The organism is Curtobacterium sp. UCD-KPL2560, assembly GCF_001705035.1.
Lineage (GTDB): Bacteria > Actinomycetota > Actinomycetes > Actinomycetales > Microbacteriaceae > Curtobacterium.
Genome location: NZ_MCIG01000001.1, coordinates 1 through 21,465 on the forward strand (window position 1 = coordinate 1; position 21,465 = coordinate 21,465).

21 protein-coding genes are annotated in these 21,465 nt (G+C 73.0%); 16 read left to right on the forward strand and 5 right to left on the reverse strand.

What is annotated here, in order from left to right:
- Positions 1 to 41: 41 nt before the first annotated feature.
- Together BEP24_RS00005 and BEP24_RS00010 are read right to left on the reverse strand one after the other, a co-directional pair.
- Positions 42 to 1,280 (reverse strand): D-alanyl-D-alanine carboxypeptidase, encoded by a 1,239-nt coding sequence (locus BEP24_RS00005; RefSeq protein WP_171898682.1) that lies wholly within the window; start codon positions 1,278 to 1,280, stop codon positions 42 to 44.
- Positions 1,281 to 1,300: 20 nt separating this feature from the next.
- Positions 1,301 to 2,119 (reverse strand): RNA methyltransferase, encoded by an 819-nt coding sequence (locus tag BEP24_RS00010; RefSeq protein WP_065958970.1) that lies wholly within the window; start codon positions 2,117 to 2,119, stop codon positions 1,301 to 1,303.
- A 74-nt stretch (positions 2,120 to 2,193) separates the two neighbouring features.
- Here BEP24_RS00010 and BEP24_RS00015 point away from each other — a divergent pair, with 74 nt between their 5' ends.
- From BEP24_RS00015 to BEP24_RS00025, 3 genes are all read left to right on the forward strand, one after another.
- Entirely contained in the window at positions 2,194 to 3,027 is an 834-nt protein-coding gene (locus BEP24_RS00015) for an NAD-dependent protein deacetylase (RefSeq protein ID WP_065959282.1), read from the forward strand.
- Complete coding sequence (locus BEP24_RS00020) at positions 3,024 to 3,662, forward strand: histidine phosphatase family protein (RefSeq protein WP_065958974.1); 639 nt, start codon at positions 3,024 to 3,026, stop codon at positions 3,660 to 3,662. The genes BEP24_RS00015 and BEP24_RS00020 overlap by 4 nt, the downstream gene beginning before the upstream one ends.
- 149 nt (positions 3,663 to 3,811) lie before the next feature.
- Positions 3,812 to 4,531: a hypothetical protein gene (locus BEP24_RS00025; RefSeq protein WP_141693301.1), complete on the forward strand. Its 720-nt coding sequence runs from the start codon at positions 3,812 to 3,814 to the stop codon at positions 4,529 to 4,531.
- A 92-nt stretch (positions 4,532 to 4,623) separates the two neighbouring features.
- Here BEP24_RS00025 and BEP24_RS00030 read toward each other — a convergent pair whose 3' ends face one another.
- Positions 4,624 to 5,700, reverse strand: a complete 1,077-nt coding sequence (locus BEP24_RS00030; protein ID WP_065959284.1) for a glycosyltransferase family 1 protein — start codon at positions 5,698 to 5,700, stop codon at positions 4,624 to 4,626.
- A 5-nt stretch (positions 5,701 to 5,705) separates the two neighbouring features.
- Positions 5,706 to 6,782, reverse strand: coding sequence for an alpha/beta hydrolase (locus BEP24_RS00035; RefSeq protein ID WP_253181513.1), 1,077 nt, complete (start codon positions 6,780 to 6,782; stop codon positions 5,706 to 5,708).
- A 359-nt stretch (positions 6,783 to 7,141) separates the two neighbouring features.
- Between BEP24_RS00035 and treS the strand changes: the two genes are divergently transcribed.
- The 13 genes from treS to BEP24_RS00100 all read left to right on the forward strand — a co-directional run bounded on the left by treS (position 7,142) and on the right by BEP24_RS00100 (position 20,939).
- Positions 7,142 to 8,851, forward strand: coding sequence for a maltose alpha-D-glucosyltransferase (gene treS / locus BEP24_RS00040; RefSeq protein WP_065958978.1), 1,710 nt, complete (start codon positions 7,142 to 7,144; stop codon positions 8,849 to 8,851).
- Between the two features lie 243 nt (positions 8,852 to 9,094).
- On the forward strand, positions 9,095 to 9,808 hold the full coding sequence (locus tag BEP24_RS00045; RefSeq protein ID WP_065959285.1) for a 3'-5' exonuclease: 714 nt from the start codon (positions 9,095 to 9,097) through the stop codon (positions 9,806 to 9,808).
- Between the two features lie 76 nt (positions 9,809 to 9,884).
- Entirely contained in the window at positions 9,885 to 11,012 is a 1,128-nt protein-coding gene (locus tag BEP24_RS00050) for a DUF475 domain-containing protein (RefSeq protein ID WP_065958980.1), read from the forward strand.
- 77 nt (positions 11,013 to 11,089) lie between these two features.
- Positions 11,090 to 11,677, forward strand: a complete 588-nt coding sequence (locus BEP24_RS00055) for a TerD family protein (RefSeq protein ID WP_065958982.1) — start codon at positions 11,090 to 11,092, stop codon at positions 11,675 to 11,677.
- A 20-nt stretch (positions 11,678 to 11,697) separates the two neighbouring features.
- Complete coding sequence (locus BEP24_RS00060; protein ID WP_065958984.1) at positions 11,698 to 12,279, forward strand: TerD family protein; 582 nt, start codon at positions 11,698 to 11,700, stop codon at positions 12,277 to 12,279.
- 71 nt (positions 12,280 to 12,350) lie between these two features.
- A complete protein-coding gene (locus BEP24_RS00065; protein WP_065958986.1) occupies positions 12,351 to 12,929 on the forward strand; it encodes a TerD family protein in 579 nt (192 codons plus the stop codon).
- Between the two features lie 85 nt (positions 12,930 to 13,014).
- On the forward strand, positions 13,015 to 14,235 hold the full coding sequence (locus BEP24_RS00070; RefSeq protein WP_065958989.1) for a toxic anion resistance protein: 1,221 nt from the start codon (positions 13,015 to 13,017) through the stop codon (positions 14,233 to 14,235).
- 18 nt (positions 14,236 to 14,253) lie between these two features.
- Positions 14,254 to 14,814 carry a hypothetical protein gene (locus BEP24_RS00075; protein WP_065958991.1) on the forward strand — a complete coding sequence of 187 codons (561 nt, stop codon included), beginning with the start codon at positions 14,254 to 14,256 and terminating at the stop codon, positions 14,812 to 14,814.
- On the forward strand, positions 14,811 to 15,371 hold the full coding sequence (locus BEP24_RS00080; protein ID WP_065958994.1) for a TerD family protein: 561 nt from the start codon (positions 14,811 to 14,813) through the stop codon (positions 15,369 to 15,371). The genes BEP24_RS00075 and BEP24_RS00080 overlap by 4 nt, the downstream gene beginning before the upstream one ends.
- Before the next feature lie 347 nt (positions 15,372 to 15,718).
- A complete protein-coding gene (locus BEP24_RS16765) occupies positions 15,719 to 16,294 on the forward strand; it encodes a hypothetical protein (RefSeq protein ID WP_139197462.1) in 576 nt (191 codons plus the stop codon).
- A 3-nt stretch (positions 16,295 to 16,297) separates the two neighbouring features.
- On the forward strand, positions 16,298 to 17,485 hold the full coding sequence (locus BEP24_RS00090) for an HpcH/HpaI aldolase/citrate lyase family protein (protein ID WP_065958997.1): 1,188 nt from the start codon (positions 16,298 to 16,300) through the stop codon (positions 17,483 to 17,485).
- Complete coding sequence (locus BEP24_RS00095; protein ID WP_065959000.1) at positions 17,482 to 20,133, forward strand: phosphoribosyltransferase domain-containing protein; 2,652 nt, start codon at positions 17,482 to 17,484, stop codon at positions 20,131 to 20,133. Before BEP24_RS00090 ends, BEP24_RS00095 begins: the two co-directional genes overlap by 4 nt.
- Positions 20,130 to 20,939: a hypothetical protein gene (locus BEP24_RS00100; RefSeq protein WP_065959002.1), complete on the forward strand. Its 810-nt coding sequence runs from the start codon at positions 20,130 to 20,132 to the stop codon at positions 20,937 to 20,939. Before BEP24_RS00095 ends, BEP24_RS00100 begins: the two co-directional genes overlap by 4 nt.
- A 193-nt stretch (positions 20,940 to 21,132) precedes the next feature.
- On the opposite strand, the gene BEP24_RS00105 is transcribed toward BEP24_RS00100, so the two are convergent.
- Complete coding sequence (locus BEP24_RS00105; RefSeq protein WP_065959005.1) at positions 21,133 to 21,381, reverse strand: type B 50S ribosomal protein L31; 249 nt, start codon at positions 21,379 to 21,381, stop codon at positions 21,133 to 21,135.
- Between the last annotated feature and the right edge of the window lie 84 nt (positions 21,382 to 21,465).

Consider the following 21,465-nt stretch of genomic DNA (forward strand, 5'->3'; position numbering starts at 1 on the left):
GCGCGCGGACCGTGCGGGGTGTGCGTGCGGACCGGGCGCCGTCAGGCGTCCGTGCCCTGGAACGGGTTCGTCCAGCGCCACCACACGCCCGGGTCCTCGATGGGGCGCTCGAGCACGAGCGGCACCGTCACCGGGTCGTGGTCCGACACCGTGAACCGCACCGTGCCGACCCGTTCGCCCTTCGTCCCGAAGGTCACCTGCTCGAGCGTGGCCTTCGCGGTCACGGTCGTCCTGCCCCAGACGAGCACCTCGGCCGCGCGCGCGGACACCGCGTCGGCCTCGTCGCGCCACGGCGTCGAGAACGTGCCGAACGTCTGACCGGCGTGGGTGAGCGTGATGACCTGGAAGTTGTCGGCCACGGACCGCAGGAGGCGCTGCACGTCGCCGTCGAGGGCCGCGTGGTCCACCCCGCCGAGCATCGCGCCGACCACCGTGACCGTGCGGCCGCCGCGCTCGTACGTCGCGGCGAACAGCAGACAGGCGCCGGCCTCGTCGAGCGTGCCGGTCTTGATGCCCTCGACGCCGTCCATCCCGAGCAGCTTGTTCGAGTTCTCGATCGCGCCCGCACCGGGGATGGTCGCCCGCTTCGTCCCGACGACCTCCTTGACGACGGGGTTCGCGAGGGCGAGCTGCCCGAGGTCGACGAGGTCGGTCGCGGTCGAGGTGTTGCCCGCGTCCAGCCCGGTGGGTTCGCGGATCGTCGTGTGGTCGAGGCCGTGCGCGTCGAGCCACCGGTCGGCAGCCGACCGGTACGCGTCCATCGAGCCGAACGCCCAGAGCGCGAGGGCACCCGCGTAGTTGTTCGCCGACTTCATGAGCATGACCTGGAGCGTCTGGTACTCGGAGAGCTGCAGCCCCGCCGGCATCGGTGCGACCTCGCCGTCCTGGGCGAGGTACTGCGCGTAGAGGGCCTGCATCTGCGCGTCGAACGCGATCGTCGGACCGGCCTGCCCCTGCTGGAGCGGCTTCGCGTCGAGCACGACGAGCGCCGTGACGACCTTCGAGATGCTCGCGATCGACCGGGGCGTCCGGTCGCCGCTCGTCCGCAGGCTCTCGGGGAAGTCCGTCGCCTCGACCGCCGTCGCGCCGTACGCGGGGAACGACAGGTCGGGCACCGTCGAGGTCGGTGCCGCGTAGGTCGTCGTGTGGGCACTCGCCGGGGCGAACGGAACCACGGCCGCGGCGACGAGGTACCCCACGACGAGCAGGAGCACGGCGACGACCGAGATCGTCACCGGCCTCCGGACGGCGGAACGGGGGCGACGGACGACTGACGGCACGGGAGCCGAGCGTAGCGGGGTCAGCGGGCCGAGCGCTGGGCGTGCGCGACCGCCCAGAGGCCCACGGCGCTCGCCGCGGCCACGTTGAGCGAGTCGACGCCGTGGTGCATCGGGATCCGCACCGTCGTGTCGGCCGACCGGATCGCGGCGTCGGTGAGCCCCTGCCCCTCGGTGCCCATCACGAGGGCGACCCGCTCGGGCACGTCGGCGGCGAAGGCGTCGAGGTCGACCGACCGGTCCGTGAGGGCCATCGCGGCCAGGTGGAAGCCCTGCGCGCGCAGGTCCTCCCCCGCCGCCGGCCAGTCGCCGATGCGCGTCCACGGGACCTGCAGCACGGTGCCCATGCTCACCCGGACGCTCCTGCGGTAGAGCGGGTCGGCGCAGCGCGGACTGACGAGCACGGCGTCCGCGCCGAGGCCCGCCACGCTGCGGAACACGGCACCGACGTTCGTGTGGTCCACGATGTCCTCGAGCACGACCACGAGCCGGGCGTCCCGGACGACCTCGGCGACGCTCGGCAGCGCCGGACGGTGCATCGCGGCGAGGGCTCCGCGGTGCATGTTGAAGCCGGTCAGCTGTTCGAGCAGGGCGTCCGGCCCGACGAAGACCGGGCCGTCGTGGTCGGCCACGAGCGGCAGGACGCCGTCCAGCCACTTCTCCTGCACGAGGACGCTCCGCGGGACGTGCCCGGCCCGGACCGCACGTTCGATCACGGTGTTCGACTCGGCGATGTACAGGCCGCCCTCGGGCTCCGACACCCGCCGCAGGGCCACGTCGGTCAACCGCGCGAAGTCGTCGAGGCGGGGGTCGTCGAGGGAGTCGATGCGGACGGTCTGCACGGGGCTCGTTTCGTGGGAAGGGGGCGGGGCGGTCGGCTGTTGAGGGTACCGTGGACGACGTGCTGACCGACCCGATGCAGGCCGAGCTGGACCGCGTCGTCGACCTGCTCGACGGCAAGCGCTTCGCGGTGCTCTCGGGCGCGGGGCTCAGCACCGACTCGGGCATCCCGGACTACCGCGGCTCCGGTCGCGTCGTCCGCAAGCCCATGACGTTCCAGGAGTTCCGTGCCGACCCCGCGAAGCGGCAGCGGTACTGGGCGGGGTCGCACCTCGGCTGGCGCAGCTTCGCCGCCGCCCGTCCGAACGCCGGGCACCGGGCGCTCGCCGCCCTCGAGCAGGCCGGCCTCGTCACCGGGGTCGTCACGCAGAACGTCGACGGCCTCCACCTCCGTGCCGGCTCACGCCGCGTCGTCGAGATCCACGGGTCGATGGACCGCGCCGTCTGCCTGACCTGCGGGCAGGTGTTCTCGCGCGCCGACCTCGCCGCCGTGCTCGACCGGGACAACCCGTGGATCGACGACCCCGGGACCGTGCAGCTGCAGCCCGACGGCGACGTCGAGATCACCGACGTCGAGCGCTTCCGCGTGCCGGACTGCTCGGTGTGCGGCGGCGTCCTCAAGCCCGACGTGGTGTTCTTCGGCGAGTTCGTCCCGACCGAGAAGTTCCGCGAGGCGGTGTCGATCGTGGCCGAGGCCGACGCGCTGCTCGTGGTCGGCTCGTCGCTCACCGTGAACTCCGGCGTCCGGCTCGTCGACCACGCCACGCGCCGTCGGCACCCGGTCGTGATCGTCAACCGCGGCGACACCCGGAGCGACCGACGCGCCGCCGTGAAGGTCGACGCGGGCACGACCGAGACGCTCGAGGCGCTGGCCGCGCGGCTCCTGCCGTCTGCGATGATCGAGCGGTGACGACGCTCCTGTACCTGGTCCGGCACGGCGAGACCGACTGGAACGCGCAACGCCGCATCCAGGGCTCGACGGACATCCCCCTCAACGCGACCGGTCGATCGCAGGCGGCCGCCACGGCACTGCTGCTCGGCCGTCGCCGGTTCGACGCCGTCGTCGCGTCGCCGCTGTCCCGTGCCGCCGAGACCGGTGCGATCATCGCCGCCCACCTCGGCCTGCCCGCACCGACCACCTACGCCGGGCTCGCGGAGCGGTCCTACGGCGAGGCCGAGGGGCTGACCGACACCGAGGTCGCCGAGCGCTACCCGGACGACGACGTCCCGGGACGGGAGTCGCGCGCAGCCCTCGTGGCCCGCGCCACCGAGACCCTGGCCGAGATCGCGGTGCGCTACGACGCCGGCGCGGTCGTCGTCGCCACGCACGGTGCGGTGATCCGCAGCCTGGTGAACGAGGCCGCGCCCGGGACCGCCGACCGGTACGCGACCCCGATCCGCAACGGTTCGGTGCACGCGTTCCGCTGGGACCCGGAGCGGTTCCGCGCCGAACTGGTGCGCTTCGACGACCCGATCGACGAGCTGTCGGAGCAGACCGGCGAGGAGCCCTTCGAGCGGCAGAACCCGCTCGAACAGCGCAGCTGACCCGCTCGGACGCAGCACGCCCCCACCTCCCACGGCGGACAGCCCGGTGCGGCGCGCGCGGCGCCCCGGGCCCCGGGGGGCTACGCTCCGTCCCACGGGCCACCTGACGGACACTCGTGGCGTCCGACGACGGGCGGGAGGGGGACGCGATGACGGATCGACCTCCCGACCACGCCGCCGCGACGGACGACGACCTCGCGCGTGCCTTCGGACCGGACACCGCGTCGGTCCGCACCGCCACGCCGCGGCAGCGGATCCGCCGTGGGACCGTCATCGGGATCGGGGTGCTGCTCACCGCCGCGGTCCTCGCCGCCGCACTGTGGACGATCATCGGCCGCGTGCAGGACGGTGTCGGCGGCGTGTTCCCCCGGCCCGAGGCCGCACTCGCGCGGTTCAGCACCGCTGCGGCCGCGATCGACGGCGTGCAGCAGGTCCGCGACGGCACGACCGAGAAACGGGCGTTCGCGGCGTACGACGTCACGGCGACCGTCGTCCTCGACGACGACACCGCGCCGATCGACCAGACCGCCGTGGTCCGAGCCGTCAGCGCCGCGGCGGACGACGCCGGCGGGAACGGCGTCCGCGTCGGGGCCGTCGTGGTCGCCGGGAACCTGTCGATCGGGGTCACCGCGGACACCGTCCTGAGCACACAGCGGTTGGACGTCGCTCGCACGGTCGCCGCGATCGGTGGCGTGGCCGCCGTCCGGTGCTCGGTCGGGGCGGAGCGCACGGCCGAGGACCCCACCCTGCAGCGGATCGAGGTCGTCACGGGCGGGACCGGGGCCGCGCTCGACACGATCGTGGCGACGGCGTCGGAGCGCGCGCACGGCGTGTTCCCGGGGGCGACCGTGGTGTCGTCGCCGAACTGACCGCGCCGGTCTGCCGCACGTGGGCCCGCCAGGTCGGACCGGGCGGGGTCGGACCGTCGGACCGCGCGGGGACGGACCGTCGGACCGGGAGGTCAGCGCCCCCGCTGTGCCCGGTCCGCCACGGCCCGCTCGACGGCCCGGACGACCTGCTCGGCGGAGTCCTGCCAGCGGAACCGCGCCGCTCGCTCCCGCGACGCCACCGAGGCCTCGTCCCAGCGGTCCTCGAGCCGACGGACCGCCGCCGCGACGGCCGAAGGCGACGACGGGTCGAAGTACTCGGCCGCGCTCCCGCCGATCTCGCGGAAGATCGGGATGTCGCTGACGGCGACCGGCGTCCCGACCCCCATCGCCTCGACGAGCGGGATCCCGAACCCCTCGTCGCGGGAGGCGGTCACCAGCGCGGTCGCGGACCGCAGCGTCGCGAGGTACTCGTCGTCCGAGGCGCCGTCGTGGAAGACGATCGACCCGGACGGGGCGAGCGCGGTCAGCCGTCGCCGGTCGGCGTCGGAGATCCGGGACATGCAGTGCAGCACCCAGTCGGCTCCGAGCAGCGGGAGGGCCGCCGCGAGGGTCTCGACGTTCTTGTACGGCATGTACGAGCCCATGTACACGAGCGAACGCTCCCGACCCGCCGATGGGTCGCGGGGGTCGGCCGGGTCGGCGGCGTTGTACGCCACGGTCACCGGGCGTCGGGTGAGCCGGTGCTCGGCGATCAACCCCGCGGTGGTCTCGGACACCGTGACGACGCCGTCGGCCCCGTCGAGCAGGAACCGCTGCGGCGCCCACGACAGGTGGAACAGCCGCCAGCCGAGCCGGATCGGCCACGAGAACTCCCGCGGGGGCGTGCGGTTGCGGTAGTAGATGAGGTCGTGGAGCGTCAGGACGAGCGCGTACCGACGACCGCGCGAGCCCATCGTCTGCATCGGTGAGAACACCGCGTCGAGCCCGAGCCGGTTCACGGCCCGGGCGACGAGCGGCTCCCCCGCGTCGGTCGGTGCCGGGATGCGTTCCCACGGCAGGTCGGGGAGCGACTCGAGCTGGCGCTCGTCGTGCACGAGCAGCACGGGGTCGTGGCGGTCGGGCAGGTGCGCCGCGATGCCCGCGGTGAACCGGCTGATCCCGTCGTGCCGGCCGATCCGGACGTAGCGGCAGTCGATGCCGATCCGCAGCCGCGTCACGACGCTGCCCCGGTCGTGCCGTGGCCCTTGTCCGAGCCCGGGCCGGTCGTCGTGTCGGAGCCCGTCGTCCTGCCGGGGCCCGCGGTCGCCCCGCCGGTGGTCGCCCCGCCCGTGGTCGTGCCGCCCTTCGCGGTCGTCCCGCGCCCGCGTGCGCGCTGGCGTGCCCGCCCCCGCCGCTCGCGACCGCGGTCGGCCATCCGCCGCAGGACCGCGTCGGCCGCGGCCCCGGGGGTCTCGTAGTGCACCAGGTGGCCGACTCCCGGCACGACCACGAGCTCGGCGTCACGCAGCCGGGCCGCCAGCGCACGCTGCTCGGGCACCGCCGTGATGTCGTCGTGCTCGGCGGCCACGAGGAGCACCGGCACGTCGATGCGGTCGGCGTACTCGGAGACGTCGTGCGTGACCGAGGTCCGGAAGGCCTCGAGCACGCTCGTGCGGTCGGCGAAGGCCGAGAAGTAGCGGTCGTGCTGGTCGTGCACCCAGCGGCGCAGGTCGCGGTCACGGCTCTTGAGCATGGCGACGCTCATCGCGCGGACGATCGCCCCGTTGCGCAGCAGCCCGAGCCCGAGGGCCTTCGGCAGGACCGCCCCCGCGCGGTAGTACCCGATGGCGACGGCGGTGGCGACCGCGCGCGGCCCCTGGAGCGCCGGCGCCGCGATCGGGTTCACGAGGACGAGCAACCGGGTGTCGAGCCCGGCGGCGACGGCGGCCGCGGTGACGATCGAACCGAACGAGTGCCCGAGCACCACGGTGTCGTGGCCGAGACCGAGCGCGTCGTGGAACCCGGCCAGCCAGCCCGCGTAGGCGCCGACGTCGGACACCGGCAGCGGGTCGGAGAGCCCGAAGCCGGGCAGATCCGGGACGAGCACGCGGACGCCGCGCAGGTGCGCCGCGATCGTCTCGAGCCCGTGGTGGTCACCGCGGAACCCGTGCACGGCGAGGACGGTCTGCTCGGCGTCGGTCGGGCCGTACTCCCAGTAGTGCGTGGTGCGGCCGTCGACGACGACGGCTCGGTGCACGACCGGGGTGGCCGCCATCAGCGACTGGTACGGGGAGATCACGGGCGGTTGCATCGCCGCCAGTCTACGAAGCCGCACCCGGCGGGCGCGGCGCCCCGCGCCCCACTGTGGAGACCGCCGCAGCGAGCACGCCTGTGGAGGAGGAGCCGCGCCTCCCGTCCGTCCGCACGCACGAGGCGCGACGCCGCGCCCCGTCCGCACGAACGAGGCGCGACGCCGCGAATCCGTCCGCGCGCACGAGGCGCGACGCCGCGCCCACGCGACGGGCGGGACGCCGCACCCACCCGACGACCCCGGGCGCTCCGCGACGCGCCCACCGACGACTCCCCGCGGACAGTCGCAGGATCGCGCGCCTAGTGTGGCCGTGGTCGGGCCACCTCGCCGGCCCGCCGACCCTTCGACGAGGAGCACGGTTGACGTTCACGGCCCCGATCCAGCTGCCCGGACTCACGCTCGACCCCCAGTGGCACAAGCGCTCGGTCTTCTACGAGTGCATGATCCGCTCGTTCGTCGACTCGAACGGTGACGGCATCGGCGACATCCAGGGGGTCATCGGCAAGCTCGACTACCTGCAGTGGCTCGGCGTCGACGCGCTGTGGCTCCCGCCGTTCTTCCAGTCGCCGATGCGTGACGGCGGCTACGACATCGCCGACTACAAGGCGATCCTGCCCGAGTTCGGGACGCTCGACGACTTCCGCGAGCTCGTCACGAAGTCGCACGAGCGCAACATGCGCATCGTCATCGACATGGTGCTCAACCACACGAGTGACCAGCACGAGTGGTTCCAGCAGTCCCGCGAGGACCCGGACGGGCCCTACGGCGACTTCTACGTCTGGCGCGACACCGACGAGCACTACCAGAACATCCGCATCATCTTCGTGGACACCGAGGAGTCGAACTGGACCTTCGACCCGGTCCGTCGGCAGTTCTTCTTCCACCGCTTCTTCTCGCACCAGCCGGACCTCAACTACGAGAACCCGGCCGTGGTCGAGGCCGTGTACGACGTCGTCCGGCACTGGCTCGACATGGGCGTCGACGGGCTCCGGCTCGACGCGATCCCGTACCTGTTCCAGTCCGAGGAGGGCAACGGCGAGGGCGAGCCGGAGACCCACGAGTTCATCAAGAAGCTCCGCGCCATGGTCGACGACGAGTACCCGGGCCGCGTGCTGCTCGCCGAGGCGAACCAGTGGCCGCGCGAGACCGCCGCGTTCTTCGGCACCGACGAGGAGCCCGAGTGCCACATGGCGTTCGACTTCCCCGTCATGCCGCGCATCTTCTACTCGCTGCGCGCGCAGCACGCCGCCGAGCTCAAGGCGATCCTGTCCGAGACGCTCGACGTGCCCGAGAAGGCCGCGTGGGGCGTGTTCCTCCGCAACCACGACGAGCTGACGCTCGAGATGGTGAGCGAGGAGTACCGCCAGGCGATGTACGGCTGGTACGGCTACGACCCGCGGATGCGCAGCAACATCGGCATCCGCCGCCGACTCGCGCCGCTGCTCGACAACTCCCGCGCCGAGCTCGAGCTCATCCACGCGCTGCTGTTCTCGCTGCCTGGCTCGCCGTTCCTGTACTACGGCGACGAGATCGGGATGGGCGACAACATCTGGCTGCCGGACCGCGACTCCTCGCGCACGCCGATGCAGTGGACGCCGGACCGCAACGCCGGGTTCTCGACCGCCGACCCGGGCAAGCTCTACCTGCCGGTCGTGCAGTCGCTCGTCTACAACTACGCGCAGGTCAACGTCGAGGCGCAGCTCGCCCAGTCGCGTTCGCTCCTGCACTGGGTGCGGAACGTCATCCACGTCCGGAAGGCGCACCCCGTGTTCGGCATGGGCAGCCTGCACGTGCAGGACACGACGAACGACTCGGTGCTCGCCTTCGTCCGGTCGTGGGAGGGCTCCGGGCAGCAGTTCGGTCCCAGCGCCGAGGACGTGCTCTGCGTGTTCTCGTTCGCCACGAACCCGACGTCGGTCACGGTGTCGGCTCCGGAGTTCGCGGGGCGGCCGCTCTACGACCTGTTCGGCGGGGGCTCGTTCCCGTCGTTCGACGAGGACGGGAACGTCACGCTGACGATGGGCACGCAGTCGTTCTACTGGCTGCACGTGGGCGCGCCGGTCGCGTAGTCGGGTCGGCGCGGCGTCGGCGGGTCGGCGCGGCGTCGGCGGGTCGGTGCGGCCGACCCGGTTCGGTCGGGAGGCGCGGTGCGCGCCCGGCGGGCGGGTCGCGGTGCGCGGCCGGGTCGGTCGGGAGGCGCGGTGCGCGCCCGGCGGGCGGGTCGCGGTGGTCGTGTCGGTGCGTCCCGTTAGCCTCGTGACGTGACCTCCTCCGCAGCAGCGATCGACACGGCCACGCCGGACGCCCCGACGGTGCAGGACCTCTCCGGCCGGCCCTGGTGGCACGCACTCGGTGTGTTCGACCTCGAGACCACCGGCGTCGACGTCGAGACCGCACGGATCGTGACGGCGCACGTCGGCCTCATCGACATGACGGGCCGCTCCATCGTCGAGGGCGCGTGGACCGCCGACCCCGGCATCGAGATCCCCGAGGGCGCCGCCGCGGTGCACGGGTACACGACCGAGCGCGCCCGGGCAGAGGGTCGCCCCGCCGCCGAGGTCGTGGCCGAGGTGATCGCCGCGGTCGAGGCCGTCTTCGCACGGGGCATCCCGCTCGTCATCTACAACGCCCCGTACGACCTCACCGTCCTCGACCGCGAGGCCCGGCGTCACGGCCTGCCCTCCCCCGTGATCGGCAACGTCGTCGACCCGCTCGTGATGGACAAGGCGCTCGACACGTACCGGAAGGGCAAGCGCACGCTCGAGGCCGCCTCCGAGACCTACGGTGTGACGCTGTCCGACGCCCACGACGCCGGCGCCGACGCGGTGGCCGCCGGTCGGGTCGCGCAGGCGATCGCGAAGAAGTACCCGGACGAGCTCGGGGTCTCCGCAGAGGAACTGCACCGCAAGCAGGTCGGCTGGTGCGCCGAGCAGGCCACCTCGTTCCAGGAGTACATGCGCAAGAAGCGCGACCCGTCATTCACGGCCGACGGTCGCTGGCCGCACCGCGGGGCCGCGGACCTGTAGCATCACGGCGGGGGCAGATCGACGTGGTCCGTCCCGCCCACCGCTGGACGACGTACCGATCGGGAGACGACCGCACGTGTTCTTGAAGACCTTCGGGTGGTCCCTCGTGATCACCGCAATCGCCCTCGCCACCGCCCTGGTCTACGGCGGGTGGAGCGCGGTGGTCATCACGCTCATCCTCGGCGTGCTCGAGATCAGCCTGAGCTTCGACAACGCCGTCGTGAACGCCCGGATCCTCGAGCGGATGAACCCGTTCTGGCAGAAGATGTTCCTCACCGTGGGCATCGTCATCGCCGTGTTCGGCATGCGCGTGCTGTTCCCGCTGCTCATCGTCGGCGTCACGGCGCAGCTGAACCCGGTCGAGGCCGTGCAGCTCGCGCTCGAGAAGGGCCCGATCGACGAGCCCGGCACCTACGCGTACCTGCTGCACGAGGCGCACCCGCAGATCGCGGCCTTCGGCGGCATGTTCCTGCTCATGATCTTCCTCGACTTCATGTTCGAGGAGCGCGACATCCTGTGGCTGCGCTGGCTCGAGCGCCCGCTGCAGTTCGTCGGCAAGCTGCCGATGGTGAACGTCGTCATCGCGCTCGTGCTCCTCGCCGTCTTCGCCGTGACCTCGGGCGACCACCAGAGCGTCGTGCTCATCGCGGGCATCGCGGGGCTCGTCACGTACTTCCTCGTCACCGGACTCGGCGGGCTGTTCGACGTCGACGACCCCGAGGACGAGGGCGACGCGCTCGAGAGCGCCGACCACATGGTCGCCGAGGCCGACCGCATCACGAAGAAGCGCCGGGTCGGCCACGTCGCCGGCCGCGCGGCGTTCCTGCTCTTCCTGTACCTCGAGGTCATCGACGCGTCGTTCTCGTTCGACGGCGTCATCGGCGCCTTCGCGATCACCGCCGACCCGATCATCATCGCCCTCGGCCTCGGCCTCATCGGGGCGATGTTCGTCCGGTCGCTGACCGTGTTCCTCGTCCGACAGGGCACGCTCGACGAGTTCGAGTACCTCGACCACGGCGCCCACTGGGCGATCGGTGCGCTCGCGGTCATCCTGCTCGTCACCATCTCGACCGAGGTCAACGAGGTCGTCACCGGCCTGATCGGCGTCGTGTTCATCCTCGCGGCGTTCACGTCCTCGGTGGTCCGCAACCGGCGCAAGGCCGAGACGGAGCAGGCCGAGCGGCCCGCCTCCCTCGTGCACTGAACCGAGTGCACTGAGCCGTTCCCCCAGCGTGCGCGACCCGATCCGCGCACCGCACGAACCGACGAAAGGGTCACACCATGGGTCTCAGCCTCCAGAAGGGTCAGTCGCTCTCCCTGACGAAGCAGGACGGCAGCGCGATGTCGCGCGTCCGTCTCGGTCTCGGCTGGGACGCGGTCGCCGCGAAGCGGGGGCTGTTCGGCGGACGGAAGGAGGCCGAGGTCGACCTCGACGCCTCGGCGATCTTCTTCGACGCGCAGGGCTCGGCGGTGGACACCGTCTGGTTCAACCAGCTCCGCAGCAAGGACGGCTCGGCGCAGCACACCGGTGACAACCTGACGGGTGCCGGCGAGGGCGACGACGAGACCATCCGCATCGACCTCAGCGCCGTGCACCCCGCCGTCGCGCAGATCGTGTTCGTGATCAGCAGCTACAGCCGTCAGACGTTCGACCGGGTGCAGAACGCGTTCTGCCGCGTGGTCGACGACTCGACCGCGGGCTCCCCCGAGGTCGTCCGGTACCAGCTGACCGAGTCCGGTCCGCACACCGCGATGGTGATGGCGAAGGTGTCCCGCGGCGCGAACGGCTGGTCGTTCAGCGCGATCGGCGAGCGTGCCGACGGCCGCACCGTCCAGGACCTCATCGCCCCGGCCGCCGCCGCGCTCTGATCGACCCGGAAGGACCCACCATGGCGACCCTCTCGCTCTCCAAGGGCAACAACCTCTCGCTCACCAAGACCGACCCGGGCCTCCGCCGCGCGATGATCGGCCTCGGCTGGGACCCGCGGACCACCGCGGGCGAGCAGTTCGACCTCGACGCGTCCGCGCTGCTCGTGGGCGCGAACGGCCGGGTCCGGTCAAACGACGACTTCATCTTCTACAACCAGCTGCAGTCGGTCGACGGCTCGGTCGTCCACCAGGGCGACAACCGCACCGGCGAGGGCGAGGGCGACGACGAGCAGATCCTCATCGACCTCGACGCCGTCGCTGCCGACGTCGACCGCGTCGTCATCGTCGTGACGATCGACCAGGCCGACGCCCGGCACCAGAACTTCGGGCAGGTCCGGGGAGCGTTCTGCCGTGTCGTCAACGACGAGACCGGCAACGAGGTGGTCCGCTTCGACCTCACCGAGGACGCCGCCTCCGAGACCGGCATGATCTTCTCGGAGATCTACCGGTACAACGGGGAGTGGAAGTTCCGCGCCGTCGGCCAGGGGTACGCCACCGGGCTGCGCGGCGTCGCGACCGACTTCGGCGTCGTCCTCGACTGACGCCACGCGGACACGGTCGACCGGCCGTGTCCGCCGCACCACCCACCGCACCACCAGGAAGGAACCCGACCATGGCCGGACTCTCGCTCGCCAAGGGCAACAACCTCTCCCTCACCAAGACCAGCCCCGGGCTGACCGTCGCGACCGTCGGCCTCGGCTGGGACCCGCGCACGACCTCGGGTGAGCAGTTCGACCTCGACGCCTCGGCGCTCCTCATCGGGGAGTCCGGCAAGGTCCGGTCGGACGCCGACTTCATCTTCTACAACCAGCCGCGCAGCGCCGACGGAGCCGTCGAGCACAAGGGGGACAACCGCACCGGCCAGGGTGACGGCGACGACGAGCAGATCAGCATCGACCTGCAGGCGCTCCCCGCCGACGTCGTGCGCGTGGTGATCGTCGTGTCCATCGACCAGGGCGACGCCCGCGGCCAGAACTTCGGCCAGGTCCGCAGCGCTTACTCGCGCGTGCTCGACCAGGACGGCACCGAGATCGTCCGCTACGACCTGTCGGAGGACGCCGCTCCCGAGACCGCGATGATCTTCTCCGAGGTCTACCGCAACGGCGGCGAGTGGAAGTTCCGCGCCGTCGGTCAGGGCTACACCACGGGCCTCGCCGGCATCGCCACGGACTTCGGCGTGCAGCTGGGCTGACCCGCCCGGCCCGACGCCACGCACCACCCGCACCACCGCACGAACCGCACGACCCGCACGAGCAGACCGACCCAGGAGCGCAACGATGCCCGGACCCCTCGCACCGCCGGAACCCGCCGACTCGTCCGAGGACGCCCTCGTCCTCCGGCCCGCCGACGCCGCCGAGACGATCACCCCGGACGACGCGCCGGGCATGGTGCCGGTCGACGCCGAGCGGCAGACGCAGATCGCGGCGCAGGCCCGCGAGTTCGTCGACGAGGTCGCGGCGCTCGACCCGCGCTCCCCGGAGTTCGGGCAGAAGATCGACGGCATCAACCAGATCGCCGGCAGTGACATGGCCCGCTCCGGCGGATTCTCGTCGCGGATGCTCGAGCGGTCCCAGTCGTCCGTCGCCGGGGCCAAGCGCTCCGGCGACGACGCGCAGGTGCGGGTCGCCACGACCCTCGGCGACCTGCGGTCCACGGTCGAGGACCTCACGCCGAACCAGGCCGACCTCAGCACCGGACGCAAGATCCTCGGGATGATCCCGGGCGGCAACAAGCTGGCGAAGTACTTCCAGCGCTACGAGTCGGCGCAGACCCAGCTCGACCACATCATCAAGTCGCTCATGGCCGGGCAGGACGAGCTCCGCAAGGACAACGCCACCCTCGCCGACGAGAAGGTGCAGCTGTGGGAGACCATGCAGCAGCTGAGCGAGTACGCCGTCTTCGCCAAGGCCCTCGACCAGGCGACCGTCACCAAGGTCGAGTCGCTCCGGAACGCCGGCAAGGTCGAGGCCGCCCAGCAGCTCGAGTCGGACGTCCTCTTCCCGGTGCGCCAGCGGCACCAGGACATCCTCACGCAGCTCGCCGTCTCGGTGCAGGGGTACCTCGCGATGGACCTGGTGCGCAAGAACAACACCGAGCTCATCAAGGGCGTCGAGCGCGCCCGGACGACCACGATCGCCGCCCTGCGCACCGCGGTGGTCGTCGCGCAGGCACTCGCGAACCAGCGGATGGTGCTCGACCAGATCGACGCGGTCAACAACACGACGAACGCGATGATCCTGCAGACCAGCGAGATGCTGCGCGACCAGACGACGCGCATCCACCAGCAGGCAACGAACTCGGGCGTGAGCGTCGAGACCCTGCAGAAGGCGTTCGACAACGTGTTCCAGACGATGGACGCGATCGACGCATTCCGCTCCGAGGCCGCGCAGAACATGGCGTCCACCGTGTCCGCGCTCGAGTCGGGCATCCAGCGGGCGAAGCCGTACCTGGAGCGCGCCCGGCGGACGGACGACGACCCCCGGTCGGTCGGCCGATGACCCGGACGGTCGCGCGCCGTGCGTGACCGGTTCCGGTCCCTGTTCGGCCGCGACGACGACCGCGACGACCAGGCCCCGGCGCCCACCGCGCACGAGGCGGCAGCCGCGGCCGCGGCGCGGATCGACGTCCGGGGCGCGGGCGGTGCGGCGGACGACGGCGCGGTCGCCGCGGGGCTCGACGACCTCCGGGCGTTCGTGCGCGCCGCCGGGGACGACCTCCCCACCGTGATCGCCTCCCGCGTCCGGCACGTCGAGGACCTGCTCCGGGACGCGGCCGGCACGACCGTCGCGCGCGGGGCCTCGACCGAGCAGCGGTACCTGTTCCAGGCCGTCGTCGACGACTACCTGCCCACACCGGTCCGCACGTACCGGTCCCTGCCCGCGTCCGACCGGCGCGAGGACAGCGCCGCGACCCGCACCCTGGCCGACCAGCTGCAGGTCGTCGCCGAGACGGTCGAGGACATGCACGAACAGATCAGGAGCGGAGCCATCGCCGAACTCTCCACCCACGGACGCTTCCTCCGGGACCGCCTCGGCGACGGCGACGCCGGTCTCCGCCTGCGTGGAGCGGACTCGTGACCGGCCGGCTCGTCCCGGGGGCGAACGCCGCGCTCACCGCCGAGAACCCCGACCTGCAGGCCGTCGTGGTCGGCATCTCGTGGGACCAGATCCCGAGCCGCGGTCCGTCCGCCGAGCTCGTGCCGGTCGCACTGGTCTGCGGGCAGGACGGCCTCGTGCTGTCCGACGAGGACCTGGTGTTCTTCAACCAGCTCGAGAGCGCCGACGCCTCCGTCCGGTACCTCGACGAGTCCGACCAGGAGGAGATCGACGTCGACCTCGTCTCGGTCCCCGCGGTCGTCGACAAGATCGTGTTCGCGCTCTACCTCGACCCCGAGCGCCGCTCGCCGCGTGACCTCGGGTCGGTCCGGTCGATGGCGATCCGGGTGTGCGCACCGGACGGTCGCGAGCTCGTCTCGTTCGCGGTGCCGGCCGACCGCAACCACACCATCGACGCGGTGATCCTCGGCGAGCTGTACCGGCACCGGTCGGACTGGAAGTTCCGGGCCGTCGGCCAGGGCTACACGACCGGGCTGACCGGTCTGCGCGCCGACCACGGCATCGGTCGCGCCCGGTGACCTCCGCGCACCCGTGGCTCCGGCGGCGGACACGCCCGAGGCCCGCCACCCCTGCCGACGCCACGACCGCCACGCTGCCCACGGCGCACACCGGCGACCGTCCGACCCCCGGCGCACCGGTGACCGGCCCCGCCGGCACCGCACCGGAGCCCTCCCGCGGCGCGTCGACGGGGCCCGCTCCCGCAGGCACGAGCACGAGGGCCAGCACGGGCCCGCGTCCCGGCGGTGCCGGGCTCCAGCTGTCCTTCGGTGGCGCGACCGGCACGCCACCGGTCCCGGCGACCGCTCCCAGCCCGGCACGGACGGCCAGCGGCGCCGGCGCGTCCGGAACGCCGAGCCCGTCCGCGGTGTCGGGCGCCCCCGCCGCGCAGGGGCCGTCGGCACGTGTGGCCGCGCGGCTCGCCGCCCGTGCCGCACGGGTCCGGCCCTTCCCGGCGCCCGACCCCCGTGACGTCCAGGTCCTCGGTGCGGAGACGCCCGTCGTCCGCGTCGACCGCCGGCGCTCCGCGGTCGGCACGCTGGCCGTCTCCGGCTGCACGAGCACGGTCTGGGAGAGCGTCGACCACGTGGTCGGCGCCCTCACCCTCGATGGTCGCTCCGCCGGCCGCCCGGTGCAGACCCCGGGCAACCGGCCCCTCGTCGGGTTCGACGGCGACGTGGCCCTGGTGACGCTCCGGCACGTCCGCACCCTGCGCCGCGCGCTGTTCATCAACCGCGGTGGTGACCGCACCGTCGTGGCCCTGCACGACGGCACCACGCTCGCGGTGGACCCCGGCACCGCCGACACGATGACGATCACCGCGCTGTCCGTGATCGACGGCGAGGTCGAACTCCGCGCCGAACCGTTCCCCCGTGTCCTCCACGACGGCGAGGTGTTCGCCGCGTTCGGGTTCACCCTCTCCGCACCGCCGATCGGAGCCTGACCCGTGCGCCACTTCGCCCAGCTCGAGCGCAGCGATCCCGAGGGGCACGCGGCGTTCTTCCGCACGCCGCCGGAGGACGTCACCCGCGCGAGCGACCAGGACCTCCGCGCCGTCGCGCTCGGAGCGACCCTCTACACGCCGGGCATCCGGCCGGACCTCGTCCGCGACGTCCTGCGCCAGCGGGACCTCGGTGCCGCGTCGATCGTGCTGTGCCTCGAGGACTCGGTGGCCGACACCGACCTGCCCCGCGCCGAGGACAACGTCGACGCCGCCCTCCGCGAGCTCGCCGCTTCCGGCGCGGACGCGGTGGCCGCGCTCCCCCAGCTCTTCCTGCGCGTGCGCGACGCCGAGCACCTCGCCCGGTTCGCCGGGCGACTCGGTCCCGCGGCCCTCGACGCCCTGAGCGGCATCGTGCTGCCGAAGTTCGAGGCGAGCGACGGCCGCGGCGCACGGTGGTTCGAGGTGCTCGACGGGCTCAACGTCGACCGCGGGGACGACCGACGACTGCTCGTGATGCCGATCCTGGAGTCGCCGTCGATCATGCACCGCGAGAGCCGTGTCGGTGCCCTCGCGGCCATCCGCGGCCTGCTGCTCGCCCGCCGACGTGACGTGCTCGCGGTCCGGATCGGGGCGACCGACCTGTCGAGCGTCTACGGGCTCCGTCGACCCTCGCACCTGACGGTCTACGACGTGCAGATGCTGGCGTCGGTGATCGGCGACGTGGTGAACGTGCTCGGCCGGGCGCGCGACGGGTTCGTCGTGTCGGGTCCGGTCTGGGAGCACTACCCCGGCTCGGACCGGGTCTTCCGGACCCAGCTCCGATCGACGCCGTTCGAGCAGGCCGGTGACCCGGGACTGCGTCGCGAGCTGCTGCTCGAGGGCTTCGACGGACTCCTCCGCGAGGTCACCCTCGACCGCGCGAACGGACTGACCGGCAAGACCGTCATCCACCCCCGCCACGTCCCGCTCGTGCACGCCATGTCCGTCGTGACCGACGAGGAGTTCTCGGACGCCTCCGACGTGCTCGCGAACACCGCCGGCGGGGCCGCCGCGTCCCGCTACGGCAACAAGATGAACGAGATGAAGCCGCACCACGAATGGGCCACCCGGACCCTGCTCCGCGCCCGGGCCTTCGGCGTTGCCGCACCCGACGTGACCTTCGTCGACCTGCTCGAACGGAGCCTGCCGTGACCATCCCCACGCCCGCCGACCTCGGCGTCGTCCTCACCGACGCGACGACCGCACGCGGCCCGCTCGTCCCGCTCGCCGCCCTCGTCCGCGTCGCCCTGCGGCGCAACCCGAAGCGCGCGCACCTGCTCGTGTCGACCGTGCTCGCGAAGCACGTCCCGACCGTGCCCGCGGTCGCCCTCGCCGCCGGCGAGGCACTCGGCGCGCGCGTCGCGGACGCCCTTGACGGCGGGTCCCGTCTCGACGCCGGTGCCGCCGGCCGCCTCGCCGCGCTGCTCGACGCCGACCGTTCCGACGCCGACCTGCACCGCGCGGCGACCGCCCTCCGCACGGACCTCGCGGTCCACCGCCCGGATGCACCAGACGTGCTCGTCCTCGGCTTCGCCGAGACCGCGACCGCCCTCGGGGCGATGGTCGCCGAGACGCTCGGGGCCCGGTACCTGCACTCCACCCGGCACGACCCGGTCGGTGCCACCGCGGCGGCCGGCTTCGACGAGGCGCACTCGCACGCGACCGCGCACCGCCTGCTCCCGAGCGACCCCGAGTGGCTGCCGACCGACGGCACGGTCGTGCTCGTCGACGACGAGCTCAGCACGGGCGCCACCGCGCGGGCGACGATCCGAGCACTGCACGCGATCGCGCCGCAGCGCCGCTGGGTCGTCGCGAGCCTGGTGGACCTGCGCTCCCCCGCCGACGTCGCCGCGACGGACGACCTCGCGCGCGAACTCGGCGCCCCGGTCACCGTCGTCGGACTGGGACGCGGCTCGGTGTCGCTCCCGGACGGCCTGGTCGACACCGCCGCACGGGTCGTGGCCGACCACGGGACGACCCCGACGAGCGGCGCGAGCGGGCCGGGTCGCGTGACCGCGCTGACGGCCGCACCGACCGACGTCGATCGCCACGGCGTGCCCGCCGGACGCAGCCGCCTGCCGCGGACCGACCTCGAGGGGACCGCTGCCGACCTCCGACGGATCCTCGGTGAGGAGCCCGGACGCGTCCTGGTGCTCGGCACCGAGGAGCACATGCACACGCCGCTCGTGGTCGCCGATGCGCTGCGCCGGACCGGTGTCGACGTGACGTCGTCCACGACGACCCGGTCGCCCGTCGCGGTCCTCGACGACCCGGCCTGGCCGGTGCGTTCCGGCGTCCGGTTCCGCTCACGGGAACGGACCGTCGACGGGCCGGGCGAGCGCTTCGCGTACAACGTCCACGGGTTCGACGCGATCGTGGTGCTGCCGGAACCCGGCACCGACCGTGCGCTGCTCGACGGCGACGACGGCCTGCTCGCAGCCCTGACGGCGGTCACCGCGCACGTCGTCCTGGTCGAGGCCCCGCTCCACGTCCCCGCGTCGAGCGGGTTCACATCGGCCGGCACGGCCCCGACGGCGTCGACCGCCGCCGGGCCCCGACCCCTGACCGGCCCCTCCTTCGGCTCCTACACGCCCGACGACGTCACCTGGCTGCTGCAGGACCTGGCGGACGTCGCGCTCGAGGCGGACACCGCCGACCGGGAACGCGCGATCCAGCTCGAGGGCGCGAACTACGCCGAGTCCCTGCCCGTGGAGTACGTCCCGTCCGAGGCCTACGAGCGGCTGTACGAGGACGCGCTGGCACGCTCGGCGGAGCGCATCGCCGAGGCCGTCGGCGTCGTCACCGAACTCGTGCTGCGCGACCGCCGCCGACCGGTCCTCGTGTCGCTCGCCCGTGCCGGCACGCCTGTCGGGAACCTCATGCGCCGGTGGGCCGAGCGCCAGCACGGCGTCCTGCTCCCCCACCGCACCGCGAGCATCGTCCGCGGGGTCGGCATCGACGAGACCGCCCTCCGCTGGCTCGCCGCGCACCACGACCCGGACGACGTCGTGTTCGTCGACGGCTGGACCGGCAAGGGCGCCATCACCCGCGAACTCACCGACGCGCTCGACCGGTTCGCGGCCTCCGACGGGGTCCGCTTCCGCGACGACCTCGCGGTGCTCGCCGACCCGGCCGGGTGCACCCCGCTGCACGGGACGCGCGACGACTACCTCGTGCCCTCGGCGTGCCTGAACTCGACCGTCTCGGGGCTGGTCTCGCGGACGGTGTTCAACCGCGCGGTGACGCCGCTCGGCACGCTGCACGGCGCGAAGCAGTACCGGCACCTCGCCGCCCGTGACCACTCGCAGGCCTTCGTCGCCGCGATCGAGGCGCACTTCGGCGCCGTCCTGCCCCGTGTCCGCGCCGCCCTGGCCGACGAGGGGCCGGACGCCGTCGCCCGACGCGCGGTGGACTGGCGCGGCATGCGGACCGTCGAGGCGATCGGGGCCGAGTTCGGCATCGCGGACCTGCACCTCGTCAAGCCCGGCGTCGGGGAGACCACCCGGGTGCTGCTCCGGCGCGTCCCGTGGCAGGTGCTCGTGCGGGACCCCGACGACGTGGACGTCGCGCACGTCGTCGCGCTCGCCCGGGAACGCGGCGTGCCGGTCGTCACCCGCCCCGACCTCGCCTACAGCTGCGTCGGGCTCATCCACCCCCTCGGCAGCCGCGTGAGCGAAGGGGTGCCGACCGACACCGGCACCGCGACGGACGCGGGTACCGACACGACCGACGCAACGGCGACCGCACCCGACGCGACCACGACCGACACCCCCACGACACCGACCCGGGTCGCCCGGTGACCGCCCTCGTCGGGTTCGACCTCGACCGCACCCTCGTCTACTCGGCCGCCGCGCTCCTCCTCGGCGGCCCCGACCAGGACGCCCCACCCCTCGTCGTCGCGGAGGTCTACCAGGGTGCCCCGCTGTCCTTCATGACACGCGCAGCCGAGACCGCCCTCGCCGACCTCGCCCGCGCCGCGACCGTCGTGCCGGTCACCACCCGGACGGTGGCGCAGTACCGTCGCATCCGCCTCCCGCTCCCGACCGCCGGGTGGGCGGTCACGACGAACGGCGCCGTCGTGCTGCACGACGGCGAGCCGGACGCCGACTGGACGCGGACGCTCCGCACCGACATCGACGCGTCGAGTGCACCGCTGCCCGAAGCCGAGGAACGCTTCCTCGCCCTCCTCCCCGAGGGGGCGCTCCTCCGCAACCACCGCGCCGAGGAGCTGTTCGTCTACGCCGTCGTCGACCGAGCACAGCTCCCCGACGACGCGCTCGCGACCCTCACGGCCGAACTCGACGCCCGCGGCTGGGTCGTCTCGCTGCAGGGCCGGAAGCTCTACGCCGTGCCGCGCGCGATCCGCAAGGAACGTGCCCTCGCCGAGGTCGCGGCCCGGGTCGGCGCGACCACCTCGGTCGCCGCCGGCGACTCCCTGCTCGACCGGGACATGCTCGCCTGGGCAGACGTCGCGCTCCGACCGGCGCACGGCGAACTCCACGCCGCCGGGTGGACGGCCCCGCACTGCACCGTCACCGACGCGTCCGGCGTGCTCGCCGGCGAGGAGATCGTGCGCCGCGCCGCCGCAGCGGTCGCGCGCGCCTGAGGCGCCACCAGCGACCGTCCGCCGGACGGGAGGCGCGCCACCAGCCCGCCCCGCGCCTCCCGTCCGACCATCCGCCGGACGGGAGGCACGCGACCAGCCCGCCCCGCGCCTCCCGTCCGACACGACCCACGCCGCACACGCAGAACGGGCGGCCCTCCCAGGGGAGGACCGCCCGTCCGGACGCCGTGGCTGCTTACTTGCTGAAGCCCTTGAAGCGCTGGTTGAACTTCTCGACGCGGCCGGCCGAGTCGAGGATGCGCTGCTTGCCCGTGTAGAACGGGTGCGACGCGGAGGAGATCTCGACGTCGATGACCGGGTAGGTCGCACCGTCGAGCTCGATGGTCTTGTCGCTGGTCGCGGTCGAACGCGTCAGGAACGTCTCACCGGAAGCCAGGTCACGGAAGACGATGGCGTTGTACTCGGGGTGGGTTTCGGTCTTCATGGCGATTCCTCGGTTGAGATGGGTCGGACTGTGTCGCGATCGAGACGAGCGCGGCACGGGAAGTCTGTGGCGTGCGCCAGCCGT